The 16,396-nt window shown below is 42.0% G+C and carries 13 protein-coding genes; 8 read left to right on the forward strand and 5 right to left on the reverse strand.

The window, feature by feature from the left end:
* Positions 1 to 5: 5 nt before the first annotated feature.
* Together Q4575_RS15715 and Q4575_RS15720 are read left to right on the forward strand one after the other, a co-directional pair.
* Positions 6 to 3,089 carry an error-prone DNA polymerase gene (locus Q4575_RS15715; RefSeq protein WP_215964696.1) on the forward strand — a complete coding sequence of 1,028 codons (3,084 nt, stop codon included), beginning with the start codon at positions 6 to 8 and terminating at the stop codon, positions 3,087 to 3,089.
* Between the two features lie 211 nt (positions 3,090 to 3,300).
* Positions 3,301 to 5,070 carry an acyl-CoA dehydrogenase C-terminal domain-containing protein gene (locus Q4575_RS15720; RefSeq protein ID WP_303523472.1) on the forward strand — a complete coding sequence of 590 codons (1,770 nt, stop codon included), beginning with the start codon at positions 3,301 to 3,303 and terminating at the stop codon, positions 5,068 to 5,070.
* Positions 5,071 to 5,172: 102 nt separating this feature from the next.
* Here the strand turns inward: Q4575_RS15720 and Q4575_RS15725 are convergent, their stop codons facing one another.
* The 3 genes from Q4575_RS15725 to cynS form a co-directional block, all read right to left on the reverse strand.
* Positions 5,173 to 6,873 carry a bifunctional protein-serine/threonine kinase/phosphatase gene (locus Q4575_RS15725; RefSeq protein ID WP_215964698.1) on the reverse strand — a complete coding sequence of 567 codons (1,701 nt, stop codon included), beginning with the start codon at positions 6,871 to 6,873 and terminating at the stop codon, positions 5,173 to 5,175.
* 70 nt (positions 6,874 to 6,943) lie between these two features.
* Entirely contained in the window at positions 6,944 to 7,762 is an 819-nt protein-coding gene (locus tag Q4575_RS15730) for a formate/nitrite transporter family protein (RefSeq protein WP_215964699.1), read from the reverse strand.
* Between the two features lie 192 nt (positions 7,763 to 7,954).
* Complete coding sequence (gene cynS / locus Q4575_RS15735; protein WP_215964700.1) at positions 7,955 to 8,395, reverse strand: cyanase; 441 nt, start codon at positions 8,393 to 8,395, stop codon at positions 7,955 to 7,957.
* Positions 8,396 to 8,775: 380 nt separating this feature from the next.
* Here cynS and Q4575_RS15745 point away from each other — a divergent pair, with 380 nt between their 5' ends.
* Positions 8,776 to 10,626: a sigma 54-interacting transcriptional regulator gene (locus tag Q4575_RS15745; protein WP_368393332.1), complete on the forward strand. Its 1,851-nt coding sequence runs from the start codon at positions 8,776 to 8,778 to the stop codon at positions 10,624 to 10,626.
* 65 nt (positions 10,627 to 10,691) lie between these two features.
* Here the strand turns inward: Q4575_RS15745 and Q4575_RS15750 are convergent, their stop codons facing one another.
* Both Q4575_RS15750 and Q4575_RS15755 read right to left on the reverse strand, forming a co-directional pair.
* Complete coding sequence (locus tag Q4575_RS15750) at positions 10,692 to 11,774, reverse strand: TonB family protein (protein WP_303523473.1); 1,083 nt, start codon at positions 11,772 to 11,774, stop codon at positions 10,692 to 10,694.
* Positions 11,775 to 11,849: 75 nt separating this feature from the next.
* A complete protein-coding gene (locus Q4575_RS15755) occupies positions 11,850 to 13,274 on the reverse strand; it encodes a family 14 glycosylhydrolase (protein ID WP_303523474.1) in 1,425 nt (474 codons plus the stop codon).
* A gap of 383 nt (positions 13,275 to 13,657) precedes the next feature.
* Here Q4575_RS15755 and rpsJ point away from each other — a divergent pair, with 383 nt between their 5' ends.
* The 5 genes from rpsJ to rplB are packed head-to-tail and all read left to right on the forward strand — an operon-like array spanning position 13,658 to position 16,384.
* On the forward strand, positions 13,658 to 13,969 hold the full coding sequence (gene rpsJ, locus Q4575_RS15760) for a 30S ribosomal protein S10 (protein ID WP_215964704.1): 312 nt from the start codon (positions 13,658 to 13,660) through the stop codon (positions 13,967 to 13,969).
* Positions 13,970 to 13,983: 14 nt separating this feature from the next.
* Entirely contained in the window at positions 13,984 to 14,622 is a 639-nt protein-coding gene (rplC, locus tag Q4575_RS15765; protein ID WP_215964705.1) for a 50S ribosomal protein L3, read from the forward strand.
* Positions 14,623 to 14,636: 14 nt separating this feature from the next.
* The gene (gene rplD, locus Q4575_RS15770) at positions 14,637 to 15,242 is read left to right on the forward strand and encodes a 50S ribosomal protein L4 (protein WP_215964706.1); all 606 of its coding nucleotides are present in this window, start codon (positions 14,637 to 14,639) and stop codon (positions 15,240 to 15,242) included.
* Entirely contained in the window at positions 15,239 to 15,544 is a 306-nt protein-coding gene (gene rplW / locus Q4575_RS15775; protein ID WP_215964707.1) for a 50S ribosomal protein L23, read from the forward strand. The genes rplD and rplW overlap by 4 nt, the downstream gene beginning before the upstream one ends.
* A 15-nt stretch (positions 15,545 to 15,559) precedes the next feature.
* Positions 15,560 to 16,384 (forward strand): 50S ribosomal protein L2, encoded by an 825-nt coding sequence (gene rplB, locus Q4575_RS15780; RefSeq protein ID WP_215964708.1) that lies wholly within the window; start codon positions 15,560 to 15,562, stop codon positions 16,382 to 16,384.
* The last annotated feature ends 12 nt before the right edge of the window (positions 16,385 to 16,396 follow it).

Raw genomic sequence — 16,396 nt, forward strand, 5'->3', positions numbered from 1 at the left:
CAATCATGAGTTATGCTGAATTATCCTGTTTTAGTAATTTCACCTTTTTGCAAGGCGCATCCCATCCAGAGGAATTAGTGGTGCAAGCGACTTTGCTAGGTTACAACGCAATAGCCATTACCGATGAATGTTCTGTTGCTGGTGTTGTCCGAGCATATAGTCAGATACGGCAGGATAACTTGCCTATTAAGCTGATCGTTGGCGCGTATTTTCAATTTCAACAAGACTTAAAAATAACCTTACTGTGCCCTAACCGGCAAGGTTACGCTGAGCTATGTCGAGTGATAACAAACAGTCGACGGCGCTGCGAAAAAGGGCAATACGAGTTAACCGAGTGGGATCTTAAATCTCTAAAGCATTGTTTAGTTTTGTGGCACGCCGATGGTGATGCAGAGCTTGATTTACACTGGGGGCGGTTCTTACTTGGGCTCAACAAAAGTATTCAACATAGATTATGGTTAGCCATAACCAGAACATTAAACGATGAAGAGCAACATTATACTCAGCACTGCGAACAAGTAGCTGTTAGCTTGCACATCCCCATGGTTGCTTGTGGGCAAGTGTTAATGCACAACCCCGAGCGTTTGCCGTTGCAACATGTATTACATGCGACACGCCTTGGTACGACTGTTGATAAGCTTGGTCGTCAAGGAATAAGCAATGCAGAGCGTTGCTTGAGGCCCCTTAAAAAATTGGTCAAGCTGTATAAACACGAATACCTGTTTGAAACGTTACTCATTGCTAACCGTTGTCAGTTTGATATGGGGGAGCTCAAATATGAATACCCATCAGAGCTGATCCCAAAAGATCAAACTCCCACGACTTATTTACGGATATTAGTAGAAGAGGGTAAAAAACGCCGTTTCCCACATGGGTTAAAACCGGAACTCGAAACGCTAATCGAAAAGGAACTCGGGCTGATAAAAGAAATGGAATATGAGCATTTTTTTATCACGATTTACGACATCGTACAGTTTGCTAAATCACAGAATATTTTGTATCAAGGACGAGGTTCAGCGGCCAATTCAGTTGTGTGTTATTGCCTTGAAATTACAGCGGTAGACCCGTCCCAAATAAGTGTATTGTTTGAACGCTTTATTTCAAAAGAACGCAACGAGCCGCCAGACATTGATGTGGATTTTGAACATCAGCGGCGAGAAGAAATTTTCCAGTATATCTATCAAAAATATGGTCGTAATCACGCAGCAATTGCGGCAACAGTTGTGACCTACAGAATGAAAAGCGCCATTAGGGAAGTGGGCAAAGCTCTAGGCTTTAATGATGTGCAGTTAGAATTTTTTATTAAAAACATTAATCGCCGAGACCGCGCGACACACTGGATTGACCAAGTTGTTGAACTAGGGCTTAACCCCAAGTCATTAAAAGCTAGGCAATTTGTTGAGCTGGTGGAGCAAATTAAGGGATTTCCGCGGCATTTATCGCAACACGTCGGAGGCTTTGTGATATCTGCCGGCCCACTGTATGAGTTAGTACCCGTCGAAAATGCAGCGATGGAAGGGCGAACTGTCATTCAATGGGACAAAGATGACTTAGAAACATTGCAACTGCTCAAAGTCGATGTACTGGCATTAGGTATGTTAACCGCCATTAGAAAAAGCTTTGACTTGATAAAAACCTACTATCAAAAAACCATTTCGATTGCCGACATAACCGCAACCGGTGACGATCCTAATGTGTATAAGATGATCTCAAACGCCGATACGATTGGGGTATTTCAAATTGAGTCACGGGCTCAGATGAGCATGTTGCCTAGATTAAAGCCCCATTGTTATTACGACTTAGTTATCCAAATTGCTATTGTTCGGCCTGGCCCTATTCAAGGCGGCATGGTGCACCCTTATCTGAAGCGGCGGATGGGATTAGAAGAGGTCAGTTATCCATCAACGGCGGTCAAGGATGTATTAAGTCGGACAATGGGGGTGCCTATTTTTCAAGAGCAAGTCATTAAACTTGCTATGGTCGCCGCGGGTTTTTCCGGCGGGGAAGCCGACCAACTTAGACGGGCAATGGCCAAGTGGAAAAAAAACGGTGAGCTCACTAAGTTTCAAACTAAGCTGACCGAGGGCATGTTGGCCCGTGGTTATACGTTGGAATTTGCTGAGCGTATTTTTAAACAAATCTGTGGCTTTGGTGAATATGGTTTCCCTGAATCGCATTCGGCCAGTTTTGCGGTATTGGCTTATGTATCGGCGTGGTTAAAATATTATTACCCAGAGGTCTTTTATTGCGCTTTATTAAACAGTCTTCCCATGGGGTTTTATTCACCGTCACAGCTTGTTCAAGATGCACAGCGACATCGTATTTATGTTTTGCCTTTGTGCATCAACCACTCAAATTGGGATCATGAATTGCAAATGGAAGCCGGGCAGTTAGCGCTACGTATCGGATTTAGGCTCGTTAAGGGCCTTCGAAAAATTACCGTGGATAAAATCGTTCAATACCGCATAGGGTGTCGATTTAGTCATGTTTCGCAACTAAAGCAATTGTCTATTGCACGTAACGAACTCGAAGCGCTGGCCAGCAGCAATGCACTTAAAAGTATTTCTGGAGACCGGTTTTCGAGCCGTTGGCAAATGATGGATATGGAACACGATTTACCGCTTTTTTCTCAAGTGAGTGATACGCCCTCAACATATCAAATTGCCCCGAGCGAATATGAAGAGTTGATTGAAGACTATTCGGCGTTAGGGCTGAGCTTGGACCGACATCCGATTCAATTGTTAAGGCAGTCAGGTCGGCTAGGTCGGTTTACCTCAGCGACGGATTTAGTCAATGTTAAACATAAAACGCCCGTTACCGTTGTCGGACTTGTGACCGGAAAACAAAGTCCAGGCACGGCATCTGGGGTGACCTTTATTACGCTAGAAGACGATACGGGCAATACCAATGTGGTGGTTTGGGTAGCGACAGCAAGGGCACAAAAGCAAAGTTACCTCACCGCTAAGGTCTTAAAAGTAAAGGGGATCTTAGAAAAAGAACAGCAAGTAACCCATGTTATCGCAGGTAAGTTAATTGACCTGACTCCCGAGCTTGAAAACTTGGAGCTAAAATCGCGGGAATTTCGATAGTCATCGACAGTTGTTGAGAAAATAGGTAATTTGGCAGGTTTAGGCAAATTAATAAAGAAGGAGGGCGTAACCCATCACAACAATATGGGCAAACATCCAAACAGAGTCTATCTTTATACGAGAAAGTTAAAAAAATTAATTCAAACGTTTGTTTTAATTTTTTACTTAAGTAGTATGACCAGTTAATAACGATAAATAAAAGAGATAGAACATGAGTCAATACCAAGCTCCCGTCAACGACATGAACTTCCTGCTATTTGACGTATTTAAAGTCCAAGAATTTTGGGCCAACAATGACGCGTTAAGTGAAGCAATCGATTTAGACACAGCAAAAGCTATTCTAGAAGAAAGCGCAAAAGTGACTGAACAAGCCATTGCACCTTTTAGCCGAGAAGCCGATGAAACCGGCGTGAGTTGGGATGACGGCACGGTGACGACACCAACAGCTTATAAAAATGCCTTTAATGTTATCGCTGAGGGGGGCTGGATTGGCTTAGCTGGAGACCCAGAGTTCGGTGGAATGGGGATGCCAAAAACATTGGCTGGTATGCACGAAGAAATGATGTGTAGTGCTGACTTAGCATTTGCTCTTTATCCCGGGTTAACTGCTGGTGCTTGTTTAGCAATCCATGCTCATGCCACAGAAGATCTTAAAAACACTTATCTCCCAAATATGTATGCAGGCACTTGGGCCGGAAGCATGTGTTTAACCGAAGCCCACGCAGGAACTGACTTAGGTTTAATAAAAACCAAAGCAATTGATAACGGCGATGGCAGTTATGAAATCACCGGTAGCAAAATATTTATTTCAGGTGGCGAACAAGATTTAACAGACAACATCGTCCATTTAGTATTAGCTAAATTACCGGGGGCACCAGAAGGGTCTCGCGGTATATCTCTGTTTATTGTTCCTAAATTTAATATTAATGATGACGGTAGCTTAGGTTCAGAAAACAAAGTTACTTGTGGTTCGATTGAACACAAGATGGGTATTCATGGCAGCGCCACATGTGTGATGAACTTTGATGGTTCAAAGGGGTTTTTAGTTGGTGAAATAAACAAAGGTCTAGCGTGCATGTTCACTATGATGAACTACGAGCGTTTATTAGTTGGACTCCAGGGACTTGGCGCGGCAGAACGTTCTTATCAAAATGCACTCGCTTACGCACTAGACCGAGGACAGGGCAAAGGCCTACCTCGCATGAAAGAAGGCGCGACTGACCCAATTATTGTCCACCCTGATGTTCGCCGCATGTTGTTAAACATGAAGGCTATGAACGAAGGTGGTCGTGCATTTACTACTTATGTCTCAACTCAACTCGACGCTGCTAAATATCAGCCCGACCCAGCGCTAGCAAAAATATCAGCGGCAAAAGCGCAGCTATTAACGCCTATAGCTAAAGCATTTGTTACTGATATCAGTTTAGATATGTGTATCGCGGGGCAACAAGTGTTTGGCGGTCACGGTTATGTGCGCGAGTGGGGGCAAGAGCAACTGGTTCGCGATACTCGAATAACGCAAATATATGAAGGCACCAATGGCGTTCAAGCACTTGACTTAATGGGCCGAAAAGTTGCGATGGATGGTGGCGAAACGGCTAAGTTATTTGCCATTGAAATTAAACAATTTATTGCAGAACAAAGCGGTGTTTTTCCAACGGAAATGGCAGCATTGTCAGACGCGGTGGATGATCTCGTTGCCGTAACAACAACGGTATTAACTAAAGCTGCGATAAATCCAAACGAAATTGGCGCGGCATCTGTTGATTACTTGCACCTTTTTGGTTATGTCATGTACGGCTATATGTGGGCGAAAATGATGGTGGCCGTGTCTGATGTTGAAGATAAAAAGCTGGCGAGTTCAAAAATAAAAACAGGTCGCTACTATTTTCAACGATTATTGCCAAAAGTAGCAAGTCTCAAGTTACAAATCGAAGCCGGTGCTGAGATATTATTCAGCCATGATACGGACGATTTTTAATTAAAATCAATAAAGGCAAACAATGGGCAATGTAAATTGTGTGTTGTTTGCCAACTCTCCCTAACATGTTTCAAATACGCCAAGGTAAAGCCCTTGATAAATCTATTTTGCTAACTGGATAACCAGCAAAATAAACAGCCCAAAACTTATTCCTTGCCAAAACATCACTGGATCTCGCTGAATCAGAGGTGGTTTAGTGCGTGACACATAGCTGGAACTTGGATGTTTAAGATCATGTATAAACTCAGACAATACTTGATATCGTTGTAGTGGGTCGATTTGCAAAGCTTTATACAAAGCATCATCCACCCAAGCGGGTAATTCTGAGTCATCATCAATGAGAGTTTGGTAATTAAGCTTTTTCTGTGCAGAAAAGCTTTTTGCCTGCGCAATTTTGGTCCCATATGGAAATGAGCCTGAGAGCATTTGGTAAGTTATAACTGCTAAAGAATAGAGATCTGAGCATTGTGTACCGGCTTTTCCTAAGAAATACTCCGGTGCAGAATATCGCATAGTGCCTCGAATTTCGTTGTCGTATTCACTTACCCCAGCAATGTAGGTTGAACCAAAATCAATGATTTTCACGGTATTGTTACTATCAATCATAATATTTTTTGGGCGAATATCCTGATGGATCATTTCTTGTCGGTGGAAGGCTTGTAACCCTTTTGCAATTTGTTCAACTATTGAACGAACTTGAATTAACGAGGGTTTTGGGTTGTCTATCATCCATTGCTCAAGAGAAATGCCGTCGATGTATTCAGTCACTAAGTAAAGGTAATTACGTTTACGACTAGAGAGAACTGCTTTGGCAACGTATGGATTTGTTACACGTTTTGCTATCCACTCCTCTAGCATAAACTGCTCAAGGTAAGCGGTATCTGAGCGCAATTCAGTTGAAGGCGTTTTAATAACGACTAACTGTTCAGATTCAATATCTTTCGCCAAAAATACATGGCTACGGCTACTTATGTAGATTTCACGAATAATTTCAAAACCGTCAAATATCATTCGGGCGTTAAGTCTTGGCGGTAAAGGCAAACTCGTAAGTCGGTGAACTTCTTCTAATTCGTAATTCGGGACATGGTCCACTCTAACTATTTGAATTGATAAGTTGTCATTACTGCCAGCCTCTAAACAGGCTGCCAAAATGTCGCCCGCCGCGTGTTGTAATGTAATGGAATGGGCAATTATCTTACGCATTACTTCATGTTCGATAAATTCATATATGCCATCAGTTGCCAAAATGTATATGTCGCCTTTTTCCAGCGATTGAGTTTGGTAATCGATTTCTAAATTTTGATCTATCCCTAATCCTCGAGTTAAATAACTAACCTCGGTTGAAACGACCTTTCGGTGGTCTTCTGTCAATTGGTCTAGTTCGCCATTAGCAAGTCGATAAATTCGAGTATCGCCAGTATGGAGTATATGAGCAGTATTAGACTTTAAAATGAGCGCACTGAAGGTACAAACATACCCTTTGTCTTTATTAAATCGGTGAGGGCTATTTTGAGTTTGAGCACATAATAATGAATTAATTGACCTTATCACTTTCTGCGCTGATGATTTGACAGACCAAGAGTCAGACGTACAGTAGTAATCTTCCAAAAATCCCAGAACGGCTGACTCACTTGCCTCTTGGCTAACATCGCTAGAACTTATGCCGTCAGCCATCGCTAAGACAATGCCTTTGGCGCTCAATTGAGGTTCTTTAGGAACAACACTGCCAGCGAAGTCTTGGTTAACGGGTTTTAACCCCTTGTTTGTTGCATAACCAATAGTCACTGCGAGAGGTTGATTCATTGTCGGATTCCTAAAAAAAGACTCCGCTAGCTAGGCAGACGGAGTCGCAAAGATAAATTTTAGAAGCTAATTAGCTCGCTTTCAATTTACGTTCCGGTGATGTTTTTACATGGGTAAGGTAAAGAGGCAAGCCAACTAACAATAGACCACCTGCAAGGTTACCTAATACCGTTGGAATTTCATTCCAAAGTAGGTAATCGTATACGGTGAAGTCGCCACCCATGATCATAGAAAACGGGAACAAGAACATGTTCACGATTGAATGCTCAAAGCCCATAAAGAAGAACAGCATAACTGGCATCCACATTGCCGCCATTTTACTGCCAGCAGAGGTCGAAATCATCGCACCAACAACACCCATTGAAACCATCCAGTTACATAACATACCGCGGATAAAAATTGTAATCCAACCGCCTATGCCATGTTCTTGGTAACCTACGGTTCTTGATTCACCAATTGAAGCGACTTTTGCTGCAATAGCCCCACCATCTGCTGAATAGCCGTAAGTTAAAATAAAGGACATCAAAAATGCGGTTGTTAACGCCCCGCCGAAGTTACCGATAAAGACCAGTCCCCAGTTTCGCATTACGCCACCAAAAGTAACGCCGGGACGTTTATCAAATAAAGCCAGTGGTACTAATGTAAATACACCAGTTAGCAAGTCAAACTTCATTAAATAAAGCATGATGAAACCAACCGGAAACAGGCAGGCTCCTAAGATAGCGCTACCCGTTTTTGTTGCAACGGTAATTGCAAATATGGCCGCCAAACCTAAAATTGCTCCGGCCATAAAAGCCCTAATTATTGTGTCCTTCGTCGACATGTAAACTTTTTGTTCACCTGCGTCGACCATCTTTGTGACAAACTCACTTGGTTCGATATACGCCATTATTATTCTCGCCTATTCTAATTTGAAAATTGTTGTGTATTATTTTTATTAACTTACAGAGCATAATGAATGCCAGTAAGTTAACTTGTTGTAATTATTGTTTTTAAGGTTTTTTAGACTCGTTTTATTGCACTGTAAAAGAATGTGTTTGTTGTAAATATTGTCCTTCGAATGCAATTGCACCAAAATCGATCACCAGGTTTTATAAGGTAAAAATTTACCGTTAAGAGTTAGGATCACCCTGTCACCCTTTGGGTTTTCTTCTTTATCTACTTCCATTGAAAAATCGATAGCGCTCATGATGCCATCGCCGAATTTTTCCTGAATAACTTCTTTTAGTGTGTCGCCATAAACGCCCACAACTTCGTAAAGTCGGTAGATTAAAGGATCTTGAGGAATTGACTTGTCCCACTCTTTGGTCGGGAAACTCATAAGAGAAGCTTTTGCGTCTTCAGGTAATCCTAAGAACTCTACAAGTTTAGTTGCGGTTTCAGGTGGGCAACTATTCATGCCCAAACACGCTGAGGTAGTCCAAACATCTGATTTACCAATTGCATCGGCGATTGCCTGCCAAGTCAGGTCGCGTTCTTTTTTTATGGCAAATATTAACTCTGTTACATCGATTCTTTTCATATTGATACCTTTGTCAGTTTGATTCTATTTGGGCTGAATTGAACCTAGGTGGTGCATTCATTGATCTGCGTAAGTCTGTTTAAGTCAAATTGCCGCAGAGCTGTTAAATAAATTAGTGCTTGTATCTGTTATTGCTACTTTTGTGCCAAACGATAGGTTGTTGTTAAGTTGTTGTATATTAATAAGTTATGTTGTTTTTATGGCTCTTTTTTCAACCACGAAATTTCGTTGGTAACGATTTTTCGTGGTTATTTCAACGAAATGTCGTTGTTGGCTTAAAGATTGAAGGTCTAATTACTAAATAGAAGAACACAACGATATCACCTACGTTTCGGATGCGAGGGAATATGCTTTGCATCGAACGCGACTTGAGGTTTTTAATGCTAAATCACTTATTTCATAAAGCACCTACAGCAATGGTGTTGATAGAACCGCGGGAAAACCGTCTATTACGTGTCAATAAGCAAGCGGAGCTAATGTTTGGCATCGATAAGCAGCAACTTGAACTATTAACGGCGACGCAGTTTTTCTCTGAGTGTTTAGATTTGTTTATGGTATTTACACAGCAAATTTTGGAGCAAGGGCAGGCGTGGTCTGATGAATTGACCATACAGGTAAGCGGCATATCTATCGGGCTTGAGATTAACGCAAACAAGCTTGATGACTGTATCTTATTGAGTTGTGAGCGACGCGCTGAAAACGATAAAAGACGTTTTATGTCGAAGCTTAATGAAAAATACCAAGCTGGTATGTTTCATTGGAGCCAGGACGAAACCGTATTTGAAGAAATCGAGCGCCAAAATCAATTGCTTTTAAAGGCTGTAGGTGACGGAATTTATGGTGTCGACACCAAAGGCAACGCAACGTTTGTTAATGCAGCTGCCGAAGCATTATTGGGCTGGACCAAAGAAGAGTTGATTGGCGTTAATATTCACGAGGCAATACATTATTCACACGCAGACGGTTCTCCTTATCACACGCATCAATGTCCTATATTCGCAGCCTTCCATGACGGAGAGGTGCACAGTGTCGACAACGAGGTGTTTTGGTGTAAGTCCGGTCGGGCTATGCCAGTTGAATACATGAGTACTCCTGTAACTGAAAACGGTATTTTAGTTGGTGCGGTAGTGGTTTTTCGTGATATTACCCAGCGCAAAAAGACCGAGTCTGAACTGCGCAATGCATTGGAACAAGTGGACTCATTAAAAGCGCGCTTGGAAATGGAAAATGCGTATCTAAAAGAAGAGCTAAATGCAGACTTTAACCATCACCAAATCATTGGTAACAGTTCTCAAGTTAAACATATGGTGCATCAAATCGAACTTGTAGGACCGACGGATGCAAATGTACTCATAACCGGTGAGTCAGGTACAGGTAAAGAGTTAATTGCCCGAGCCATACACGAAGTTAGCCAAAGAAAAGCAAGGCCACTAATCCGGGTTAACTGTGCTGCTATTCCAGCGGAACTGTTTGAAAGTGAATTTTTTGGGCATGTAAAAGGCGCGTTTTCAGGCGCGGTATCCGATCGATTAGGACGGTTTCAACTAGCCGATGGTGCGACAATTTTTCTAGATGAAGTTGGTGAAATTCCGCTACAGCTTCAAAGTAAACTATTGCGGGTTTTGCAGGAACAACAATTTGAACGGGTTGGCGAGTCTACCACTCGCAAAGTGGATGTACGGGTTATCGCCGCAACAAACAAAGACCTAAAACAGCTTGTTGCTGAAAATAAATTTCGTGAAGATCTGTATTTTCGACTTAACGTATTTCCACTTAATTCTCCGCCATTAAGAGAGCGTCGTGGCGATTTGGGATTATTGGTTAAACACTTTGTACGTAAGGCCTGTCGTCGATTTAACAAACCAACATTAAAAGTTTCACTCGCTCAGATGCAGCACGTTGAACAATATAATTGGCCTGGCAATATTCGTGAGCTTGAAAATATAATAGAGCGGCAGGTGATACTCGCAGTGAGTGATAAGTTAAATTTTGAATTTTTAAGCCAAGAGCCAACATCAAGAAGCGTAGCTAAAACCGCACTGTCGCTGCCTAACATTGTCAATGCGCTACAGCATAAGGAAATGGAAAAATTGAATATTGAGAAAGCACTTAGTCAAAGCGCGGGCAAAATATATGGCGATAACGGCGCTGCAGAATTATTAGGTTTAAAACCGACGACATTGGCTTCGAAAATGAAGAAATATCAAATAGATCGCCATCTTTATTCATAACGACTTATTAGGCGACTCGTGAATATCAATAGTCACCTAAGCTAATTAATAACGTTTGAACGCTATTAACGTCCAATTTTAAAATCGAGTTGTACCCTTGAAGTTGCTTCGACAGGCTCGCCGTTTTCAAATTTAGGGGCGTATCGCCAATTCTCAACTGCGTCGATTGCTGCCCTTTGGAATTTTTTACTGCCGCCATATTCCGTCGAAATAGGGTCTTTTACAAAGCCATTTGCATCTATCACAAACTCGACAATAGCGTAGCCATCTTTACGAGAGCGCACTGCTGACTGAGGGTATTGAGGTTGCGTTCGGTAAAGTGGCTTTGGCAACTGGTTATCATCCCAAGGCGTCATTTGGCCAATGGCTTTACAATGATTAGTCGCCTGATCACTTTCACCAATTTTCTCATATGCTTTAACTAAAACAGCATGGGTGGTCAGTTCTAAAGGGTGAGTCGGGCCATCTAGATTGTAAAAAACATCTAAGTTTTTTGATAACATTGCTATGGCTTTGTCAGTTTTCCCCGTCGCAATATAGTAGTTTCCGGTGTAATAATTAGAATATACAAGTTGTCTTTCATTCGCAGGCAAGTGTTTACTCAAATAGTCATTTGCTTCGATAAGGACTCTGCTTTTTGGCGAACCTAAAGAGAGTAATTCGGCGCCAATATCCGCTTGAATATTTGCCACAAGTAAAGGTTTAGAATCTTTATGGCTATCCAATAAAGATAGTGCATTTTGGTAATACTTTATTTGTTTATTTTTGCTTTTCCGCTGATATGACTTAGCAACTAATATGTAAAGGTCAACGATTGCAAGGCTGTCTTCTTTATACTCTTCTAAATAAACATCTATATAAGGAAGCAAAAGGTCATTTGCGAGTTTGAATTCCTTATTATCTATATAGGCGGTTGCCAAATTGGACGCCAAATTTGCAGTATTTACACTATTTGAACCAAATAAGCGCTTTCCGGTGTTATAGGCGTTAAGGCCAGTACGAATGGTTAACTCAATATCTTCAGATTCAAGCGCATTTTTAAACGCATCATAGGCGATATTAAAACTGCGCTTTAACGCGTTATCTTCTGCAGCCAGAGCGCCGGTTGACATTAAAAAGGCGACAAATAAAAATCCAATTCTAGGCATGAACAATCCCTGTAATAAATAGTAGTGTTTCGCCATTATTGACGAAATGGACAGCGCTCGCAATAATTCACTAAATCAGTCATTCAGCTTATTAATAAGTTTTGGGTATTGAGTGTTTGCAAGACCGTTTACAACATCGTTTAATCTAAGGATGGTTATTCCGCCATACCCGTCATTCATTAACGCATCGGTAATATTGTTCCACCCCGTCTGTGATGATGTGCCTGCAGCCAACGCATTTTCTCCTTTCACCGTGACACCTTGCCTTTTTGCCTCTTTTCCGACCCAGCTAACAAGCGTCTTAGCCAATGAAAAGGAATGGGATACTGGGTTGTCAGACATTTCTAAACAGGTGAAGTGCAAAATGACTTGGCGTTCAGTCGTTGAATGTTTTGCAGCTAGACCAATGGCAGCTTTATAACCATGACCAACACCTTTATTATTTAGTTTGCTTCTAAACTCGGCTGATATAACCCCAGCCGATAATTCAGCAGCTCGAGCCAAATGTGAAGGGGCAGCCATTAACCAATGGATGCCAGGGACCTTATAACCTAAGTCGATATTTTTAAATGCTTTTGAGAAGCCACGCTGTGCTGCAGTTATTAATCGGTCGCCGTGTTTCATTAGGGACTGATGATACCAATCCAATATATCCAAGCCGTATGTTGAATTAAGGTGTTGACCGGTCGTAACAAACGTATCCATGTGCTTAGGTAACTCAATTTGTTCCAGTGCCGTATACGAGGTCTGCCAAGCTTTATTTATATTAGACAAACTTTGGTATTTACTAAGTATGGACTGTTGAAAGTCGCTAATAGCTAACAGACCAAATGACTGAAATGCCCCCCGAGTTGGATAACCGGTATTGGTATCATGGCTATTATATGAAGGGTATCTAAGTTCACCCGCTGGTCCCATGCTTATATTGAGTTCATCAAAGTTAACAGCCATGTGCGCATAATGTGATTCAAACGCTGACATAAACTCAATGTATTGCGGAATTACGAGGTTGTCAGCCCAAAGTGAAACATACTCATTTGAATAGTTTCCTTGTTCACTTTTATACATGAGGTCAGTCGGCTTTAAAGTCTGAGCTTTCAGGTGCTCCGATTGTCCCGTGTTTTCGTTAGTATAATGTTGCCAAATCCAATTAGGGATAGGTACGTCGCAACTGTCACCGACATTTCCGCCACACTGATGGAAGGACATAATTGGTATGATCTGCAATCCTGCTGAGGTAATGGCGGAAAAGATGTTGTCATAATAAGACCAGTCGAACATCTGGTCGCCTTCGTTTTCAACTGCTCCCCACCAAACATCGACGGTGACTGCTTCTATGCCCATCTTTTTCGCAGTTTGAAGGTCATTTTTAAAATCACGCCATTGAGCTTGTGTGTCTAACCATAAAGGACCCATCACGTTGACGGACGTTGAGAACGCGGGGAGACTCCATAAACCTAACAAGGTAACCAGTAAAAGTGCTTTAAATAATTTAACCATAATGACCATGCGTATGCCGATATAATGTAGATAAGAGTGTCTGAAAAGCTTATTGGATGGAACAGGCATACGTATGCGTAGTGACTTAATCCCAATACGGCAGATAAAATACAATTTATGTAAATAAATTGTTGCATTTATAGTCAGACTCTATAGAATGCGCACTCCCATTTTGTATCTCGGTACAATTAATTTTTGGGCAAGCTAATAATTTTATATGTTCTTTCATTAGCTTGGTAGGTTAGCAATTGGCTAACCATATACAGGGGCTCCGATATGGAGTCCAATTAATATATAAAGAAAAACGCTTATTTCTCTTATAAGGAGAGGTGATGCGTGTTTTTTTATGCTCTTTCTAAAATGCTCTTTTTTTGAGGTTTAAAATGAATAGTCAACGTATTCGTATACGATTGAAAGCGTTTGACCATCGATTAATCGATACGTCAACACAAGAAATCGTTGAAACGGCTAAGCGTACAGGCGCGCAGGTTCGTGGTCCAATTCCACTGCCAACTCGTAAAGAACGCTTCACTATATTGGTATCCCCGCATGTAAACAAAGATGCGCGTGACCAATATGAAATTCGTACGCACAAACGTCTAATCGACATAGTTGAGCCAACAGAAAAAACTGTTGACGCACTTATGCGCTTAGATCTTGCTGCTGGTGTAGATGTTCAGATAAGTCTGGGTTAATCGGGGGTTTCAAAATGACTATAGGTCTAGTCGGACGTAAAGTGGGCATGACACGTATCTTCACAGAAGATGGCGTATCTGTACCAGTTACGGTAATTGAAGCAACACCTAATCGTGTTACTCAAATCCGTGACGAAGAAACCGACGGTTACCGTGCTCTTCAGGTAACTGCAGGCGATAAAAAAGCGAGCCGCGTAAACAAGGCAGATGCTGGTCACTATGCGAAAGCAGGTGTCGAAGCTGGTCGTGGTTTATGGGAATTCCGCTTAGCTGCAGATGAAGGTAACGGTATCGAAGTTGGTAACGAAATTACTGTAGAAGTATTTAACGACACTAAGTTAGTTGACGTTACAGGCACATCTAAAGGTAAAGGTTTCCAAGGTGGTGTTAAGCGCTGGAATTTCAGCATGCAAGACGCGACTCATGGTAACTCTCTTTCTCACCGTGCTCCGGGTTCAATTGGTCAAAACCAAACTCCAGGACGTGTATTTAAAGGTAAGAAGATGGCCGGCCAAATGGGTAACGTACGCACTACAACTCAGAATCTTGAAGTTGTTCGTGTAGACGCAGAGCGTAACTTACTTCTAGTAAAAGGCGCTGTACCAGGTGCAATTGGCGGAAACGTCGTAGTTAAACCTGCTGTTAAAGCGTAAACCGGAGATTAGTGATGAAATTAGATTTTGCAGGCGCAAACGGCGCTGTTGAAGTTTCAGAAGCTACTTTCGGCCGTGAGTTTAATGAAGCATTAGTTCACCAGGTAGTTACTGCATACGCTGCAGGCGCTCGCCAGGGTTCTAGAGCTCAAAAAACTCGCTCAGAAGTTAGCGGTGGTGGTAAAAAACCATGGCGTCAAAAAGGAACAGGTCGTGCCCGTGCTGGTACTATTCGTTCTCCAATTTGGCGTTCAGGTGGCGTAACATTCGCAGCCAAACCACAAGATCACTCACAAAAAGTGAACAAGAAAATGTATCGTGGTGCTATTCAAAGCATCCTTTCTGAACTTGTTCGCCAAGAACGTTTCGTAGTAGTTGACAACTTTGAAGTTGAAACTCCTAAGACTAAAGCGCTAGCAGCTAAGTTGAACGAAATGAGCTTAAAAGATGTGTTAATCATAACTGAAGAAGTTTCAGAGAACTTGTTCTTGTCAGCACGCAACTTATATAAAGTTGACGTACGTGACGTGGCAACTATCGACCCAGTTAGTTTAATCGCTTTTGACAAAGTATTGGTAACTGCTGCTGCAGTTAAACAAATTGAGGAGATGCTAGCATGATAAGCGAAGAACGTTTGTTAAAAGTTTTGGTAGCTCCACATATCTCTGAAAAGAGTACTTTGGCACAAGAAGCTAACAATACTTTGGTTTTCAAAGTTGCAGTAGATGCGACTAAAGAAGAAATCAAAGCAGCGGTTGAGAAACTTTTCGAAGTTGAAGTTAAAAAAGTTAACTCTTTAAACGTTAAAGGTAAAGCCAAGCGCACAGGCGCTCGCATGGGCCGTCGTAAGAATTGGAAAAAAGCTTACGTGACTCTTGTTGAAGGTCAAACTTTAGACGTTGAAGAAGCAGCTGCAGAGTAATTGGAGAATTGAAAAATGGCTTTAGTAAAATGTAAACCAACTTCTCCAGGTCGTCGTCATGTAACGAAAGTTGTTAACACTGACCTACATAAAGGCGCACCGTACGCACCGCTTTTAGAGAAAAAATCTAAATCTGGTGGTCGTAATAACAACGGTCGCATTACTGTACGTCATATCGGTGGTGGTCATAAACAACACTACCGTTTAGTTGACTTCAAACGTAACAAAGATGGTATCCCTGCTACAGTTGAGCGTTTAGAATACGATCCAAATCGTAGTGCTAACATCGCTTTAGTTCTTTATGCCGATGGTGAACGTAAGTACATCATAGCGCCTAAAGGTCTTAAAGCTGGTGACCAGGTAATGTCTGGTATAAACGCACCAATCAAAGCTGGTAACTCTATGCCTATGCGTAATATGCCAGTAGGTAGCACAGTGCACAATGTTGAGCTTAAGCCTGGTAAAGGCGCTCAAATGGCACGTTCTGCTGGTGCATACGTACAAATCTTGGCTCGTGATGGTCAATATGTAACTCTACGTCTTCGTTCAGGCGAAATGCGTAAAGTACTATCTGATTGTCGTGCGACTCTAGGTGAAGTGGGTAACGCTGAACATATGCTTCGTCAGCTTGGTAAAGCTGGTGCAAGCCGTTGGCGCGGTATCCGTCCGACTGTCCGTGGTGTCGTAATGAACCCGGTAGATCACCCACACGGTGGTGGTGAAGGTCGTACTTCAGGTGGTCGTCACCCGGTTACTCCATGGGGTAAACCGACTAAAGGTGCTAAGACTCGTAAGAACAAACGCACGGACAAGTATATTGTTCGCCGTCGTAATAAATAATTAGTGAGGTAA

Source organism: Psychrosphaera sp. 1_MG-2023 (genome assembly GCF_030548245.1).
Taxonomy (GTDB): Bacteria; Pseudomonadota; Gammaproteobacteria; order Enterobacterales; family Alteromonadaceae; genus Psychrosphaera; species Psychrosphaera algicola.